The following is a 14810-nucleotide window of genomic DNA, read 5'->3' as shown; positions in this document are numbered from 1 at the left end:
ACTCCTCTCAAGAATTCACGCTGTAAACATTTCGGCTTTCTGCAATTCGGGACTCAATCCACCGACAAACATCTTCCTCAATCCAACCTACAGCTGACGCCCCCAACTTAATCGGCCGGGGAAAACTGCAGTCGTACCTGGGCGACATTGGATTTAAGCGATCGTAGATGGTCGACGTACTCAGCCCGAGACGCTCTCGCAACTGCCGCATACGCAAAATTCTTAACATTAGTTTATTACTGTTTTCTTTGATCATTTCTACACCCTCTTCGACTACGGATTCGATGAAAAGGACTTTAAACCCCCTGCCACCCCAAGTCGTCGAAGGTGCTAAACGCCACATCCCCCTAAGCAGATCTATAGACATCGCCGTGCATTTTGTGCTTGGCGATTTCACCCCATCGAATCTGCCAGGGTCCACTGCGGCTGCTATTTTTGCTATTAGTAGCAAAAATAGCAGCCGCACTCCCCCCTACATCCGCTCAAGCCCCCCTTTCGGCTGCACCCTTCGCTTGAATAATTCAGCAGCCATGAGCCGCCTGCTGGTCAACCCATTGCAGTAGTAAGGCCCTACCAGGTCCGCTTGGCTGTCGGCGCCCCTGCTCCCAGTCCTGCAGCGTGCGAGAGCTGATCCCCAACTGTTTGGCTAGGTCCTGCTGGGTTAGCTTCAGTCGTTGACGTAAACAACATACTTGCCTGAGGATGTCTGAAGATATCGAGCGGTCCTGCGTGGGAATATGTTGTCTCCTGGGCCCTTGCTGAGGAAGTTGATTCGAGAATTCAGAGTTAGCCGTTGTAAAAGTAGATAAGGGAAATACGAAACTTACAGGCGCAGGCGGCTGCACTGCCTCTTGCGAACTTACCTGTGACTGACTTTCATACTCAGGGTGCCGAGTGAGAAACTCACGGCGCCAATGCTCGCTGTAGCTCATGCGAAAGACTCCTTTTCTGGTGAGGAACAGTGCGGCATTGCCGCACCATACAATAGGCACATTGAACACCTATCTGACCGCACTCAGATTCGGCTGGTGGTAAACACTGCAAAGCCCTGCCTCAGCTCCTGTGACTTGCTGTACTCCTTACACAAATAGCTCATGGCGTAGACCACTTGTTTGAGTGAATCAGGAAAGCGCCGCTCCAGACATTGATAAACCTGGCCACTGAGTTTGTCCTGGCAGGCATGCACCAACCCTGACATGTCGTGTGCAGCACACCCAATTGCCCACGCCCAAGCGCGCACGACGCGATGAAACAAGTTATCCCTGCTGTAAGTGCCGTCTGCGCTAGGCCCGTAGTTACCTAAGCCTCCAATGGCGTCGTAGTTGAGCAATAGCATGAGGTGATAATGGGGTGCCTCGCTGCTGTTGCGCTCCCGACACCAGATATAGCGAATTTCAGTCGAGTATTTGGTATCTGCCCAGGCCAACTCCTTATTTAACTGGTAGAAGAAGCGAGTCATCACCTCGTTACTGATGAGCGCATCGGAAGGCATCAACCCAACGGGATAACGTAAATCCACCCGACAGACTAAGGTACGGGACTGTACCGAGAGACAGTGCAGCAAAGTTTCCAAGCCACGCTCTAGGTAGTTCTCAATCAACGGACCATGGGCCAACTGCTGCTGCACGGCAAACCCACGGTATTTATTATCGTAATGTAACTTCAGACTAGTATTGCTGGGATGACGTTTGGGTTGATGCTGAAACATGATCGATTTCCTGTAGGCAGTGCATTAAGGATCCACCGGGAGGAACACAACACCAGGTGCAATTCGGCACCTTGCTTCGGCTTATACGCTGATAACAACTTTCAAAGGGCTTTGACTTGTAGTCACGCCATACGTTATTGCTGCTTATGGCGAGCTAGGCTTGTAGGTATCTATCAGCACACACCCATCAGGTGAGTGCTATGGAAGACTCAACACTCAATGACAACTATGCTGATTATTAGTCATAATTACAGAGCGTGCTAGATACATACTACTTTAACCGTAACAACAGCAATGCCGTACCTGCAAAAAATCCCGAGAAATAGGCTCAGTGAAAATTCAATCCCCAGAACTACAATAAGAATATCCACTTATTCAACTCTAAAAAGATTCCATTTTTCATTCAGAATAAAGCGTATGAGTCGATTGCTGTGTGCCATCAGCGCTTTTAGTTATTTAGACATCCCATACCGCTGACCTGTAAAAACTTACAGCACTGCCGTATTCATGTCGTTGAGGGTTCCAAAAGGCTGGTTTTTCACGGCTTTGCCGTAGCGCAGTCAACCGATATGAGTTCAATCAAAATAATCTCAGACCTATATCACTCCGATGAACGCCCCACGGTATCTAATGCTGTCGGGGATACGCCTGCTTTTGGGCAAACAAGCTCATCACTTTAGAGGATCTGAATATGTATACCCCGTGCCCCAGCTGTAACTCTGGACGTGTCGTTACGAAAAATATTGGCAAACAAGCAGGAGGGTTGATTGGTGCTGCGGGCGGCGCGGCCAGTGGTGCCGCCGGAGCCCTGTCGGGCGCAGAAGTTGGTGCGGTGTTGGGTGTGGTCGGCGGGCCAGTAGGGATCGCCATTGGCAGTATTGCTGGTGCACTTCTCGGGGGACTGTTTGGCGGCGTGGCTGGCGGGATAGCCGGGTCCACGCTGGGCGCACAGATGGATGACAAGGTGCTGAACAACTACCAGTGCCTGCAGTGTGGTTACAGCTTCAGCGTCCACCGTTAAGCCGTTGTGAACAGGCGTCGCTTGTTGATGAAACGACGCTCTTTTCCCTTCATTCGCAAGGAATCATTCCCATGGCTCACCTCATCGAACAAATGGCTTACGTTGGCGCAACGCCCTGGCATGGCCTGGGCAGTTGCCTGTCGCCCCAACAACCGCTCGAAGTCTGGCAGCGTGAAGCAGGCATGGACTGGAAGATTCAAGAATCGCCCGTGCGTTTCATGGCAGATGCTGTCGGTCATCTCGGCACCATCCACTCGTTCCCGGAACAAAAAGTGCTGTATCGCTCCGACACCAAAGCTGCGCTGTCTGTGGTCTCCAACCGCTACCAAATCGTACAACCGCGTGAAGTCCTAGAGTTCTATCGGGATCTGACCGAGGTCTCCGGCTACGAGCTGGAAACCGCCGGAGTATTGAAAGGTGGTCGTAAGTTCTGGGCCTTGGCCCGTACTGGCCAATCCACTGCTTTGAAGGGCAACGATCAGGTCAATGGTTACCTGCTGCTGGCCACTTCCTGTGACGGCACCTTGGCCACCACCGCAACCCCCACCACGGTGCGAGTGGTCTGCAACAACACGTTGACCATCGCTCTTGATGGAACGACCCGGGCAATCAAAGTGCCGCACAACACCCGCTTTGATCCGCAAGTGGTGAAGAAGCAGTTAGGTATAGCCGTCTCCCAGTGGGACGACTTCATGCACCGCATGCGAATCCTGTCTGAACGCAAGGTTCAATGGCACGAGGCCTTGGGGTTTTTCATGAACGTATTGTGTGATGCCAGCCCCAATAGTCCGTTACCCGCAGTACTTCCTAACGAGCGGGCGCTGCGCAAGGTGCAGAGCCTGTATGAAGGTCAGGGACGTGGCGCCACACTGGTATCGGCTCAAGGAACCGCCTGGGGTTTGCTCAATGCGGTGACCGAATACGTTGATCACGAGCGGCGTGCCCGAAGTACCGAATACCGCATGGACTCGGCCTGGTTTGGCCAAGGGGCTGTCATCAAACAACGCGCCCTGCAGGCTGCATTGCAACTCGCCGCCTAGCTCCACTCACTTACTTAATCATTAAAGCGCCTGGTCAGCTTCTGCTGGCCGGGCGTTTTTTATGCCGCACAGGAAAACATCATGGGCACACAAACTCTGCAACAACCCAGCAGCAAACCCCGTCCTGCCTTACGTCTGGTGGGGACTAAACAACTGCCGCGCGAGGACTGGTTGGCCGTACGTAAACAGGGCATCGGCAGCTCGGACGCCGCCGCTGCGGTGGGCCTGAACCCTTACAAGTCCCAGCTGGAACTGTGGCTGGAGAAAACCGGCCGCGATACCGCACTGCCCAAGCTCGATCCGCAAGATGAGGAGAGCCCGGCTTACTGGGGCAACATTTTGGAGCCTATCGTGGCAGCGCATTACACCCGGCGCAGTGGTCACCGGGTGCGGCGGGTCAATGCGGTGCTGCAGCATCCTGATCCCAAACTTCCCTGGATGCTGGCCAACATCGACCGTGAGGTGATCGGTGCCTCAGACGTGCAGATTCTCGAATGCAAAACCGCCGGCATAAACGGCGCACGCCTCTGGAAAGAAGGTGTGCCCGAGTATGTGCAATTGCAAGTCATGCACCAGCTCGCCGTCACCGGTAAGCAGGCCGCTGATGTGGCGGTACTACTCGGTGGTCAGCACCTGGAAACCCATCGTATCGAACGCGACGACTCACTGATTGCTCGGCTGGTCGACTTGGAGCGGCTGTTCTGGGATTACGTCGTCAGTGATACCCCGCCGCCGGCAGACGGATCTGCCTCAGCGGAGCAGGCGTTGCGCTGCCTCTATCCACAGGACAGTGGCCAGAGCGTGGACTTCAGCCAGGACATGCAGCTCTGTACGACCTTTACCGCATTGCAGAGCGTACGTGAGTCGATTGCTCGGCAGGAGAAGCAGGAAGCCCAGCTCAAGCAAACATTGCAACAGGCCATGGGCGAGGCCAGCCGGGCGACCTTCGCCACCGGCTGTATTACCTGGAAGAAAGCCAAAGACAGCATGGCCCTGGATATCCCACGCCTACTGAAAGAAAAACCCTATCTGCAAGTGCGCTACGCAACCACAAAAACCGGCAGTCGGCGTTTTCTGCTGGCCTGAACGTTTGCTCGCTTCTCCCTTATTCCCATGCCCTTTCTCTCCGACTCCACCCTGGCAGTTTACGCGGTCTCGGTGGCGTTTTTATTTCAGATGCAGGAGAACTCCCATGCTCAAAGGTCTGGCTATCACCCCGCCCGTGCTCGGGCGCATTTCCATCGGCAAGGTCGTCGAGAAAAACGGCAAACGTCTGCCGGAGAAAGATGATCAGTTCACCATTACCTCGCAGGTACAAAACCGCGACGGCTGGTTGCTGCATCCCCTTAACGAAGAACTTCGCAATGGCCAGGACGGCAAGCTGCGCAGCATTCCGATTCGGCTGCTGTTCAACGAGCCGGATCTTAACTTTCGCGCTGACTACAGCTTGTTCGACCGAAACACTGGCAGGCCTTTGTGCGTAGGCAATGGTGAGACCTGCAAGCGTCTGACCAAGGACGGCATGCAATCGTTGCCCTGTCCTTCACCCGATGGCTGTTCACTGGCTCAAGGCAATGCCTGCAAACCTTACGGACGGCTGAACGTGGTGATTGGTGACGATGACCCGCTGGGTAGCTTTGTCTTTCGGACCACGGGCTTTAACAGCATCCGCACCCTGGCGGCACGTCTGCACTACCTACAAGCCATCTCCGGCGATCGCCTGGCTTGTCTGCCGCTGGAGCTGCGTCTACGTGGCAAATCCACCCGCCAGAGCCATGGCACGCCGATCTTCTACGTGGACATCACAGTGCGCAGCGGGCTGAGCCTAGAAGACGCCTTGCTGGAAGCCAAGCAATTGGACGAAGCCCGGCAAGCCTCCGGCTTTGACCAGAGCGCCTTGGATCACGCGGCCCAGCAGGGCTTTAACAATGGGGCCTTCGAGGACAGCGAGGAGGACACCGGTGCCGTCGTCGAGGAGTTTTTCCCCGTCCTGGAAGATCAGCCCGGCACTGTACAGCACCTAACCCAACTGGCAGCGCCTGCGAAATCCTCGCTCGCCCAAAAGCTGGAGTCGCAAGCCACGCGGCAACACAGCAGGCCTTCGGCCCAGTGATGCCCTTCTCAACCTTCCTTGCGCGCTCCCTCATTCGAACAGGAATACCAGCATGAAATATCACAAACTCCAAGCAGGTGAAACGACCAACACCTACGTAATGGAATCCCCTGTCAGCGAAGCTGACATCCTGCGTATGGCGCAACAACTGGCAATGAGTCGCCTGTCTAAAGGCCGGGCACTGACAGAGCCGAAGGAGGTCTTCAGCCACCTGCAAACACTGCTGCAGTACCATGAGTACGAAGTCTTTGCTCTGTTACTACTCGATACCAAACACAGGGTTATCGGGTTTCGGGAGCTGTTCAGAGGCACGCTGGATGGTGCCAGCGTGTACCCTCTGGAGGTGGTCAAAATCGCCCTGGATCACAACGCCGCGGCAGTGATTCTGGTTCACAACGATCCCTCCGGCGACCCAGAGCCCAGCCAAGCCGATCGCATACTGACCACCACCCTCAAGAACGCCCTCAACATGATCGGCACCCGAATATTGGATCATGTAGTGGTGGGCCATGAAGGTTGCGTGTCGTTGGCCGAACAAGGTTACCTGTAACGCCTAGGCTCACATCGTCGAATAGACTGCCCTTGGCTGATGCTAGGGCGGTCATCGGCACAATCCCCATCACTTATTTTTTTAGCCATCGATCAGCAGCCTATACGTGGCTATTTCAGCCTGAGTGCCTGCGTCCACGCCGGCGCCTACCACTTTGAGGAAAATTTACGAACTGGGCATCCTGCGAGTCAGCAACGATAATCCCTACCCGGAGTCGCTGTTTAGAGCACTGAAATGTTGTCGCTGACGCCGAATTGACCCATATGCTGACGCAAGACAGCCCCTCCTCCAAATCGGCACAAATCCAGCAAAGGCGATGGATCGCGAGGAATCAGACTGGGTCAGATAGATCTCGGTAACTGGGTCAGTTCGGCGTCGGCGCCAACAGGTCGAGTCTAGCCAGTCATGGCGCTCATGTGCACTGGTCAAGTCGAATGCAAATGGGTGGTCAAGTCCATGCAATTACTCACCCTCCCTGGCGTGGTCTTTTTACTCAATCACTCTTGCATACACCGATTGATCTACATTCCCGCCGGATAGAATCACCCCAACCCTTCTTCCCAGCATCGTTTCACGTTCCTGCATCAGCGCTGCCAAGGCCGCCGCACCGGCCCCTTCCGCGAGGTTGTGGGTGTCGGTGTAATACACACGCATGGCCTCGGCAATCTGCTCCTCGCTGACGGATATGATGCGTGCGGCAGCCGTCCCGTAGATGGCAAAGGCGTCGGGAATCGGTTTACGCACGGCCAAGCCGTCAGCGAAGGTATTCGCCGTAGCGGTTTCAAGGATTTCTCCCGCTTCAAACGACAACTTGGCTGCCGCTGCCTCACTGGACACCACGCCCACCACTTGGGTTTTCAGACCCAACGCATCGCGGGCGGCGATCACCCCACAAATCCCGGATCCACAGCCAATCGGTACGTAGACGGTATCCAGATTCGGCGCGGCCTTGAACAGTTCCAGCGCATAAGTGGCCACGCCTTTGACCAACTCGGCATGGAACGGCGGAACCAAATAGAGGCCATGCACTTGCGCCAGGCGCGCGGCCTCTTCACGGGCTTCATCAAAATCGCGCCCACGCTCGACCACTTCGCCGCCTAAGCCGCGCATGGCATTGTTCTTTTCTACCGAATTACCTTCCGGCACTACAATCATCGCTCTCAAACCCAGCGCGCCCGCTGCCAGCGCCAGGCTCTGACCGTGGTTGCCGCGGGTAGCGGCGACAATACCCTTGGCGTCCGGGTGCGCGCGTTTGAGCCAGTGCATGAAGGTAATGCCCCCACGCACTTTAAAAGCACCGGTAGGTGTATGGTTTTCGTGTTTGACCCACACAGTGCAACCCAACCGCTCGGCCAGCAGAGGCCAGGCGTACTGGGGAGTCGCAGGCATTACCTGATAAACATGGCAAGCCGCTTGTTCGATATCGTCGCGGGTCAGTCTGTACATGAGTTGTCTCCCGTGGATTTTGCCCAGTCTAGGCACGGGCGCCTCACGCCGGCTTTCAGAAAACTGACCTGACTTTTGCGTGCCCTCTTTATTACTATGGTGTTCATGAGCCATCGAAACCGCCTCCTGCCCCCGCTCCTTCCTGAACCGGTCCGTCGTGCCGAGGCCGGACCATGGTTGATCGAGTTGCTACCCGGCGCTGCTTACGCGGCCCGATATGTAGCAACCCAGGCTACGATCGGCTTTGCTTTCGATAGCCAGCGAGGCCTGCACGCCATCGGCAGCGACCGAGTGTATCCCTTCGACGCCACGCCCAATGGTTTGGCATTCGTCCCCGCAGGTTGTGACGTGTTGTCCGAATCCCCCAAGGGCGGTGAATACCTGCGGGTCATGCGCACCGACGGTGTTGCATTGGCAGGAGACCGTGCATTCAACAATCGCATTGATCCACAGGCCATTACCCTGGCGCTGCGCATGCGCGCCGCGCTGTTACAAGCCTCTGTGGAGGACGATTGGGAGGTCTGGGCACTCGCATTGGCTGAACAGGCGCAGGACAACGAAACATGGTCGGCGCCCCCTCAAGGTTCGATAACCGGTAGCCGGATGCGTCTACTCGACGAGTTCATCGATGCAGGCCTCGACGGCCAGTTGGGAATACAGGCGATGGCGGGGTTACTGGGATTATCCGAAGGCTATTTCATTCGAGCCTTCAAGAACGCAACGGGCAAAAGTCCGCACAGTTACCTGATCGACCGACGCCTTGCCAAGGCCCGTGCACTGATGCGCGACTCGACAGCCAGACTGGCGGAGATCGCCCACACCTGCGGCTTTAACTCCCAGGCGCATATGGCGACCACGTTCAGGCAACGCCTTGGAGTAAGTCCGGCACAGCTGCGTAGATAGTTGAGGTTCTGTTGGAGCGGGTATTTGATCTGTTTTTAGTGCTTAGTAGACTTTCGGACTGGCTGAGTTGCAGGTTGTACAGCGGGTTGGATTTGCGCAATCTGCGGAGCTGGAGCTGGAGCTGGAGCTGGAGCTATTGCTCGCGGCGGAGCTGCATCCGCCAAGGCCTCTTGGGCAAGGATGATCTTCAACTCTCCCATCTGGGTGAGACGCATTGTGCGGCCCACGCCCGCAGGGTCAACGGGCATATTCCGAAGGTATGACCACTGTCACCAGCAAGCCGACCACAGTCAGCAGTACTATGTCTCGTGCTGGTGGACAGGTCGACGTATCAAACACCTCCAGCGAACCCAGTATTTCGGGGGATTGATATCTACCATTTGCTGTTCAGACTCAGTCCCCCGTCAGCCTATTTTTTCAGCTTCTCATTGTTTTCCTCAGATGCTCAGCAATGACGCAGAGCATTATCCAGATCAGCGATCAGGTCTTCCTCGTGCTCGAGGCCAATCGAGATCCGGATCAACCCCTCGGACACCCCTGCTTTACTGCGCAGAGCCTGCGGCACACCCGATTGTGTGGTCGAAGCTGGATGACAAACCAGGGACTCAGTGCCTCCGAGACTGACAGCCGACTTGAAAAGATGCAGGGCGTTGATAAAGCGGAAGGCCCGTTCGCGACCGCCGTCCAGTACGAACGAGAAGGTTGAGCCAGGGCCCGTGCATTGCCGGCGGTAGACCTCCTGATAGCTGCCATCCTCAATAAGCTCTGGATGCAGAACGACGACTTTCTGGTGGGGGTTGCTGGCCAACCAGCGAGCGATCACGGTGCCGGTTCTTGCGGCCTCTTTCATGCGCAGGACGAGCGTTTCCATCGAGCGGGAGATCATCCATGAGGAATGCGGATCGAGTTGCGAACCGAACGAGCTGCGAACGCTGCGTATTTTGCTGATCAGCTCTTTGGTGCCCGTGATGCCTCCGGCAACAAGGTCACTGTGTCCACCCACATACTTGGTCAGCGAATATACGCATAGGTCAACACCGTGTTTAATTGGCTTCTGGAAGATAGGCCCGAGCAGGGTGTTATCGCAGACAATGATTGGCCGGTAGCTATGGCGCGTTTCGAAAGCGTCTATTTCCTTGCGCAACCCTTCCAGGTCGATCAGTGAGTTGGTCGGGTTAGCCGGAGTCTCGATATAGCAAATCCTTACTGGCCCCTTGCAGGCAGCAGTTTCCAGTGCATTTGCAATGGATTGCATGGACAGGCCGTCGTCAAAACCATGAGAACCGATGCCCCAAACCGAGAGAATCTTGCTAATCAGAGTCTCAGTACCACCGTACAGCGGCGCCGATTGTATCAGTTGATCCCCTGGGCGCAGGAACGCAAACAAAACAGCACTGATGGCGGACATTCCACTGGATGTAATTGCGGCGGCTTCTGAGCCATCCAGCAGCGCGAGGCGATCTTCGACGATTTCGAGGTTGGGATGATTGAAACGGCTGTAGACCAGGCCGGCTGATGAGTCCTGCGGAGTCGGTTTACGACCTGACACGACATCGAAGAATTCTGCACCTTCCTCGGCCGAGCGAAATGCAAAGGTGGAGGTCAGGAAAACCGGTGGTTTGACTGCGCCTTCCGAGAGGAACGGATCGTAACCATAAGACATCATCAGTGTCTCAGGGTGCAACGCATGGCTTCCGATAGTTTTTTTGTGATAGTTGGAATAAGACATAAGCCACCCCTTTCTGCGTTTGCTATCAAGACTCATCGCTCATAAACGTACCAACCTCGCCGGCATCGTTTCTGAGCCTGTTTGTAATGGAAAGAGTGTATTCAGAAAGGGGAGTATGAATTTTTCAATTTTTGTCAGGTTTTTCGTGAAATGGGAAATATCATTCTCCAAAACGGTCGATTTCGTTAAATCCCTATATGCGAAAGCGTATTTGGTTGGAGTGGCGATCTGAAGGTACTTAGAATTCCTCTGGGCGATGGCCGTCCAACAATAGAACGTTGTTTTGGAAGGTGTATCGCTTTCGGTAATCGACCCGTTCCCTGAGCGGTAGCAGCAGAATGGGGGGCAGGGCACGGGCCTGTAACGGGTACATTGCAATCCTACCAAAGATCGCTTTGTGGCTGATGCATCTGCCACGTAGAGCAGATTATCGAGGCAAAGGCAGCGCCGTCGTGTACTTGATCTGCTCCATGGCGAAGCTTGATGTGATGTTGGAAAGCCCGTCGATGCTCGTGATCAGCTTCTTGTAGAACGTGTCATAGGCGGCAATGTCACTGACCACAACGCGCAACATATAGTCCCAGTCCCCCGACATCCGATAGAACGCCATCACTTCTTCGAACTGCGACACCGTCTTGGCGAATGTATCCAGCCAGACCTTGTCATGACGCTGCGTCTTGACCTGCACCAGCACCGATAACCCAAGACCCAGCAGGACGGGGTCCAGCAGGGCTACTTTGGCCCTGATATAGCCCTCTTTCTCGAGTTTCTTGATCCGTTTCCAGCAGGGGGTCGTTGAAAGGTTGACGGCTTCAGCCAGATCTTTGATAGGCATGTCGGCATCGCGTTGCAGGAGGGAGAGGATATGGCGATCAAAGCTATCCATTTTTTCTTCTTATCTTTGAGTTCGTAGAATATTTTTCTAAAAAATAGCCTAAGAACTGAAGAAATGGAAATTAAATTTCGAGTGGGCGGCAGTAGGATTTACACCATAAAACCGCGCTTGGAGCCACTCAAAAATGAAGAAGATCATCGCCACACTCGCCACGCCTCAGGCGATGGTCCTTATGCCGTTGACGCCTGCCGGGGCGAGGGAAACTCTGTGAACGATTGGATCCATACAGCCATCAGTCGTATCTCCTGCGATCTGCTGCGCTCCGCCGATACCCACATCCACAAGCTGGAAATTCCAGGGTTGAAGGGCATCGACATTTACGTCAAGGACGAGAGCACACATCCAACGGGCAGTCTCAAACATCGGCTGGCGCGCTCGCTTTTTCTACATGCCATTTGCAGTGGCAAGATCCGAGAAGGCACCCATGTGGTCGAGGCATCCTCGGGCAGCACCGCTGTGTCCGAAGCCTACTTTGCCAAAATGCTTGGCCTGCGTTTCACCGCCGTCATGCCGCGCAACACCGCGAGCAAAAAAATAGAGCAGGTCGAACTGCTCGGCGGGCACTGTTACTTCGTTGATCATTCGTCAGAGGTCTATGCCCAGGCGCAGCGCCTGGCGCGCGAAAGCGACGGGCACTACATGGATCAGTTTACCTACGCCGAGCGGGCAACGGATTGGCGCGGCAACAACAATATTGCCGACAGCATCTTCCAGCAGATGACCGGCGAGGCGCACCCCATTCCCCGCGCGGTTGTCATGAGCGCAGGGACTGGTGGCACCACCGCCACCATCGGCCGTTACATCCGCTACAAGGGTCATGACACTCAACTGATCGTGGTGGACCCCGAGAACTCGGTTTTCTATGACAGCTATCGAACAGGCGACTCAAGTCTTACCGGCAGCCAAGGCAGTCGTATCGAAGGCATCGGTCGTCCCCAGGTCGAGCCGTCCTTCCTGCCAGAAGTGATCGACGACATGCTCAAAATCCCTGACGCAGCCAGCATCGCCACCCTTTATTGGCTGGAAAGGGTGCTCGGCAGGAAGGCAGGAGGGTCCACCGGTACCAACATGTGGGGCGCACTGAAAGTCGCATCGAGGATGCAGGAGCAAGGCCTGCAGGGTTCAATCGTGACCCTGATGTGCGATGGCGGCGAACGCTATCTGGACACCTATTACGACCGCGACTGGGTCGCTCGCCACATCGGCGACATCACACCCTATGCGAAACAACTCGATTGCTACCTTTAATACACGTGAGTCACGACTGACTATGAACCAGAACAAGAGCAACTTTTCGACCCAAGTGATTCACGCTGGCGAACAGTCGACCTATGCCGACAACACAATCTTCCCGGCGATCGTCACCTCCAGTTCGTTCATCAAGCGCAGCCTCGACGACAACCCAGACTACGCTTACGGGCGAGTAGGCAACCCAACCCGACATTCTTATGAGAGCTGCATTGCGCAGTTGGAACACGGGTTCGGTGCCGTGGCCTGCGCTTCGGGTCTGGCTGCTACCGCCACCGTGCTTGAGCTACTGCCCAAGGACTCCCATGTAATCGTGATGGCGGGCGTCTATGGAGGCACCTTCCGCCTGATGGAAGACTACCGAAGCAAGACGTCCGGGCTCACCACCACTTACGTCGACCTCAATGACCTTGAGGCACTGGCCGCTAGCCGCCGCGACAATACCCGGCTGATCTGGATCGAGACACCGACCAACCCTCTGCTGCAACTGGTGGACATCCCGTGTGTGACAGAGTTTGCCCGTGCACACGGCATCCTGACCTGCGTCGACAACACCTTCTGCTCACCCTGGAACCAGCGTCCAGTCGAGTACGGCGTCGACCTGGTGATGCACTCGGCGAGTAAATACATTGGTGGGCACTCCGATCTGATCGGGGGTGTCGTGGTGGCCGCCGATGAGCAACTGTTCACCCGCCTGCGCGGCATCAGTATGGCCATTGGAGCAGTCCAGGGGCCGTTCGACTGCTACCTCGCCCTGCGTGGGCTCAAGACCCTCGACGTACGCATGGAGCGCCAGTGCAGCAATGCGCTAACGATCGCCCGCTTTCTCAGCCAGCACCCGCAGGTCGAGGCCGTGTATTACCCGGGGCTGGAAAGCCATCCGCAGCACGAACTGTGCAAACGCCAAATGCGTTCTGGTGGCGCGGTGGTTTCACTGAAACTCAAGGCCGACCGCAAGGCGATGGCACCGTTCATTGAGCAGCTGTCGATCTTTGTGCTGGCCGATTCCCTGGGCGGGGTGGAGAGCATGATCAACCACTCCTACAGCATGTCGCACAACTCGTTGAGCCATGAACAGAAAATCAGCCTGGGCATCAGCGAGAACCTGATCCGACTCTCCATCGGCCTGGAACATGTCGACGATCTAATCGCCGACTTGAATGCCGGCTTTGTGCGGCTACCCATGACCAACGTTGAATAACAGAAATTCCCACTCCAACCACAAGAGGCTTTCGAAGTCCCCTGCACCGACGATTCATGAAAACTGGCGTTCCGTTTATCAAACAATAAGGTCTATAAAATGCAAACGAACCGCATGCTCAAAAAACACTGGAAAACCGCAGTACTGGCACTGACGCTGGCAACCAGCTTCTCTGCTGCAGCTGATCAACTCAGCGATATCAAAGCCAAGGGTGAATTAGTCTGTGGGGTGCTCGGCACCGACGAGCCGTTCAGCTACATCAAGGACCCCGCGTCGCGCGAGATCGTCGGATACGACGTCGACATGTGCAATGCCATTGCCGCGAACATCGGGGTCAAACCGGTACTCAAGCAATTGACCGTCGCTGCACGTATTCCTGAATTACAACAAGGCCGTGTCGATCTTCTGGCGGCGTCCCTGACCCATAACAAAGAACGGGAAGCATTGATCAACTTCTCTCTTTCGACCTTTATTACAGGTCAGAAAGTCATGGTCAAGGCCGACAGTGGTATCACTCAACTCGACCAACTGGCCGGCAAGAAAATCTTGACGATCAAAGGCTCCACCATGGAGCAGAGCATCCGCGCGAAGATCGCTGACGCCCAGATCGTATCGTTCGACAGCAACCCTCAAGCCCTGCTCGCCTTGCAACAAGGCAAAGGCCTGGGTTACGCCAATGACGAGACCTCATTGGCCGGCAACTTCGCCAAGCTGGGTGATGCGGCAAAAGATTTTCGGATTCTCCCAACACCCCTGTCCGCCGAGCACATTGCGCTGGGCCTGAGAAAAGAAGAACCCGCCTTCCAGGAACAGGTGAACAAGACGCTGCGCGATCTGGAGTCGTCCGGCAAGGCTGACAAGCTCTTCACCAAGTGGTTTGGTCCTGAGACTAACATGAAGTTCGCCAGTCGCTCCTTCAAGATCGACACCGACCAAATCAACTAACTTCATTGAGG

15 protein-coding genes are annotated in these 14810 nt (G+C 55.4%); 9 read left to right on the top strand and 6 right to left on the bottom strand.

What is annotated here, in order from left to right; translation table 11 throughout:
* Nucleotides 1-7 precede the first annotated feature (7 nt).
* The 3 genes from C7534_RS27115 to C7534_RS27105 all read right to left on the bottom strand — a co-directional run bounded on the left by C7534_RS27115 (nucleotide 8) and on the right by C7534_RS27105 (nucleotide 1708).
* Complete coding sequence (locus tag C7534_RS27115) at nucleotides 8-211, bottom strand: helix-turn-helix transcriptional regulator (RefSeq protein ID WP_228389621.1); 204 nt, start codon at nucleotides 209-211, stop codon at nucleotides 8-10.
* A 310-nt stretch (nucleotides 212-521) separates the two neighbouring features.
* Complete coding sequence (locus tag C7534_RS27110) at nucleotides 522-932, bottom strand: helix-turn-helix domain-containing protein (RefSeq protein ID WP_109787622.1); 411 nt, start codon at nucleotides 930-932, stop codon at nucleotides 522-524.
* A gap of 83 nt (nucleotides 933-1015) precedes the next feature.
* Entirely contained in the window at nucleotides 1016-1708 is a 693-nt protein-coding gene (locus C7534_RS27105) for a YagK/YfjJ domain-containing protein (RefSeq protein WP_109787621.1), read from the bottom strand.
* A 691-nt stretch (nucleotides 1709-2399) separates the two neighbouring features.
* On the opposite strand from C7534_RS27105, the gene C7534_RS27100 reads away from it, so the two are divergent.
* From C7534_RS27100 to radC, 5 genes are all read left to right on the top strand, one after another.
* Entirely contained in the window at nucleotides 2400-2729 is a 330-nt protein-coding gene (locus C7534_RS27100) for a hypothetical protein (RefSeq protein ID WP_109787620.1), read from the top strand.
* Between the two features lie 71 nt (nucleotides 2730-2800).
* Nucleotides 2801-3769 (top strand): DUF932 domain-containing protein, encoded by a 969-nt coding sequence (locus C7534_RS27095; RefSeq protein WP_109787619.1) that lies wholly within the window; start codon nucleotides 2801-2803, stop codon nucleotides 3767-3769.
* 81 nt (nucleotides 3770-3850) lie between these two features.
* Entirely contained in the window at nucleotides 3851-4855 is a 1005-nt protein-coding gene (locus C7534_RS27090; RefSeq protein WP_109787618.1) for a YqaJ viral recombinase family nuclease, read from the top strand.
* A 106-nt stretch (nucleotides 4856-4961) separates the two neighbouring features.
* The gene (locus tag C7534_RS27085) at nucleotides 4962-5882 is read left to right on the top strand and encodes a recombination directionality factor (RefSeq protein ID WP_109787617.1); all 921 of its coding nucleotides are present in this window, start codon (nucleotides 4962-4964) and stop codon (nucleotides 5880-5882) included.
* Nucleotides 5883-5934: 52 nt separating this feature from the next.
* A complete protein-coding gene (gene radC / locus C7534_RS27080; RefSeq protein WP_109787616.1) occupies nucleotides 5935-6432 on the top strand; it encodes a RadC family protein in 498 nt (165 codons plus the stop codon).
* A gap of 489 nt (nucleotides 6433-6921) precedes the next feature.
* Here the strand turns inward: radC and C7534_RS27075 are convergent, their stop codons facing one another.
* On the bottom strand, nucleotides 6922-7878 hold the full coding sequence (locus C7534_RS27075; protein ID WP_109787615.1) for a threonine dehydratase: 957 nt from the start codon (nucleotides 7876-7878) through the stop codon (nucleotides 6922-6924).
* Nucleotides 7879-7974: 96 nt separating this feature from the next.
* Between C7534_RS27075 and C7534_RS27070 the strand changes: the two genes are divergently transcribed.
* Nucleotides 7975-8781, top strand: a complete 807-nt coding sequence (locus C7534_RS27070; RefSeq protein ID WP_109787614.1) for a helix-turn-helix transcriptional regulator — start codon at nucleotides 7975-7977, stop codon at nucleotides 8779-8781.
* A 445-nt stretch (nucleotides 8782-9226) separates the two neighbouring features.
* Here C7534_RS27070 and C7534_RS27060 read toward each other — a convergent pair whose 3' ends face one another.
* Entirely contained in the window at nucleotides 9227-10510 is a 1284-nt protein-coding gene (locus C7534_RS27060; protein WP_109787613.1) for a cystathionine gamma-synthase family protein, read from the bottom strand.
* Nucleotides 10511-10937: 427 nt separating this feature from the next.
* Entirely contained in the window at nucleotides 10938-11396 is a 459-nt protein-coding gene (locus C7534_RS27055; protein WP_109787612.1) for an Lrp/AsnC family transcriptional regulator, read from the bottom strand.
* 63 nt (nucleotides 11397-11459) lie between these two features.
* On the opposite strand from C7534_RS27055, the gene C7534_RS27050 reads away from it, so the two are divergent.
* From C7534_RS27050 to C7534_RS27040, 3 genes are all read left to right on the top strand, one after another.
* Nucleotides 11460-12653 (top strand): PLP-dependent cysteine synthase family protein, encoded by a 1194-nt coding sequence (locus C7534_RS27050; RefSeq protein ID WP_177412289.1) that lies wholly within the window; start codon nucleotides 11460-11462, stop codon nucleotides 12651-12653.
* Between the two features lie 22 nt (nucleotides 12654-12675).
* On the top strand, nucleotides 12676-13854 hold the full coding sequence (locus C7534_RS27045; protein ID WP_109787610.1) for a trans-sulfuration enzyme family protein: 1179 nt from the start codon (nucleotides 12676-12678) through the stop codon (nucleotides 13852-13854).
* Nucleotides 13855-13953: 99 nt separating this feature from the next.
* On the top strand, nucleotides 13954-14799 hold the full coding sequence (locus C7534_RS27040) for an ABC transporter substrate-binding protein (protein ID WP_109787609.1): 846 nt from the start codon (nucleotides 13954-13956) through the stop codon (nucleotides 14797-14799).
* The last annotated feature ends 11 nt before the right edge of the window (nucleotides 14800-14810 follow it).

This window comes from Pseudomonas sp. OV226 (assembly GCF_003148705.1).
In the GTDB taxonomy this organism is placed as follows: Bacteria; Pseudomonadota; Gammaproteobacteria; order Pseudomonadales; family Pseudomonadaceae; genus Aquipseudomonas.
Note: the sequence above shows the minus strand (reverse complement) of the source record. Positions and strands in the feature narration are given on the sequence as shown.

Excerpts from the sequence above, each read along its gene's own strand:
- C7534_RS27075 (WP_109787615.1), bottom strand. The coding sequence starts at position 7,878 with ATGTACAGACTGACCCGCGACGATATCGAACAAGCGGCTTGCCATGTT.
- C7534_RS27095 (WP_109787619.1), top strand. The coding sequence starts at position 2,801 with ATGGCTCACCTCATCGAACAAATGGCTTACGTTGGCGCAACGCCCTGG.
- C7534_RS27060 (WP_109787613.1), bottom strand. The coding sequence starts at position 10,510 with ATGTCTTATTCCAACTATCACAAAAAAACTATCGGAAGCCATGCGTTG.
- C7534_RS27055 (WP_109787612.1), bottom strand. The coding sequence starts at position 11,396 with ATGGATAGCTTTGATCGCCATATCCTCTCCCTCCTGCAACGCGATGCC.
- C7534_RS27090 (WP_109787618.1), top strand. The coding sequence starts at position 3,851 with ATGGGCACACAAACTCTGCAACAACCCAGCAGCAAACCCCGTCCTGCC.
- C7534_RS27085 (WP_109787617.1), top strand. The coding sequence starts at position 4,962 with ATGCTCAAAGGTCTGGCTATCACCCCGCCCGTGCTCGGGCGCATTTCC.
- C7534_RS27115 (WP_228389621.1), bottom strand. The coding sequence starts at position 211 with ATGCGGCAGTTGCGAGAGCGTCTCGGGCTGAGTACGTCGACCATCTAC.
- C7534_RS27045 (WP_109787610.1), top strand. The coding sequence starts at position 12,676 with ATGAACCAGAACAAGAGCAACTTTTCGACCCAAGTGATTCACGCTGGC.
- C7534_RS27040 (WP_109787609.1), top strand. The coding sequence starts at position 13,954 with ATGCAAACGAACCGCATGCTCAAAAAACACTGGAAAACCGCAGTACTG.
- C7534_RS27100 (WP_109787620.1), top strand. The coding sequence starts at position 2,400 with ATGTATACCCCGTGCCCCAGCTGTAACTCTGGACGTGTCGTTACGAAA.
- C7534_RS27110 (WP_109787622.1), bottom strand. The coding sequence starts at position 932 with ATGAGCTACAGCGAGCATTGGCGCCGTGAGTTTCTCACTCGGCACCCT.
- C7534_RS27070 (WP_109787614.1), top strand. The coding sequence starts at position 7,975 with ATGGTGTTCATGAGCCATCGAAACCGCCTCCTGCCCCCGCTCCTTCCT.
- C7534_RS27105 (WP_109787621.1), bottom strand. The coding sequence starts at position 1,708 with ATGTTTCAGCATCAACCCAAACGTCATCCCAGCAATACTAGTCTGAAG.
- C7534_RS27050 (WP_177412289.1), top strand. The coding sequence starts at position 11,460 with ATGGAAATTAAATTTCGAGTGGGCGGCAGTAGGATTTACACCATAAAA.
- radC (WP_109787616.1), top strand. The coding sequence starts at position 5,935 with ATGAAATATCACAAACTCCAAGCAGGTGAAACGACCAACACCTACGTA.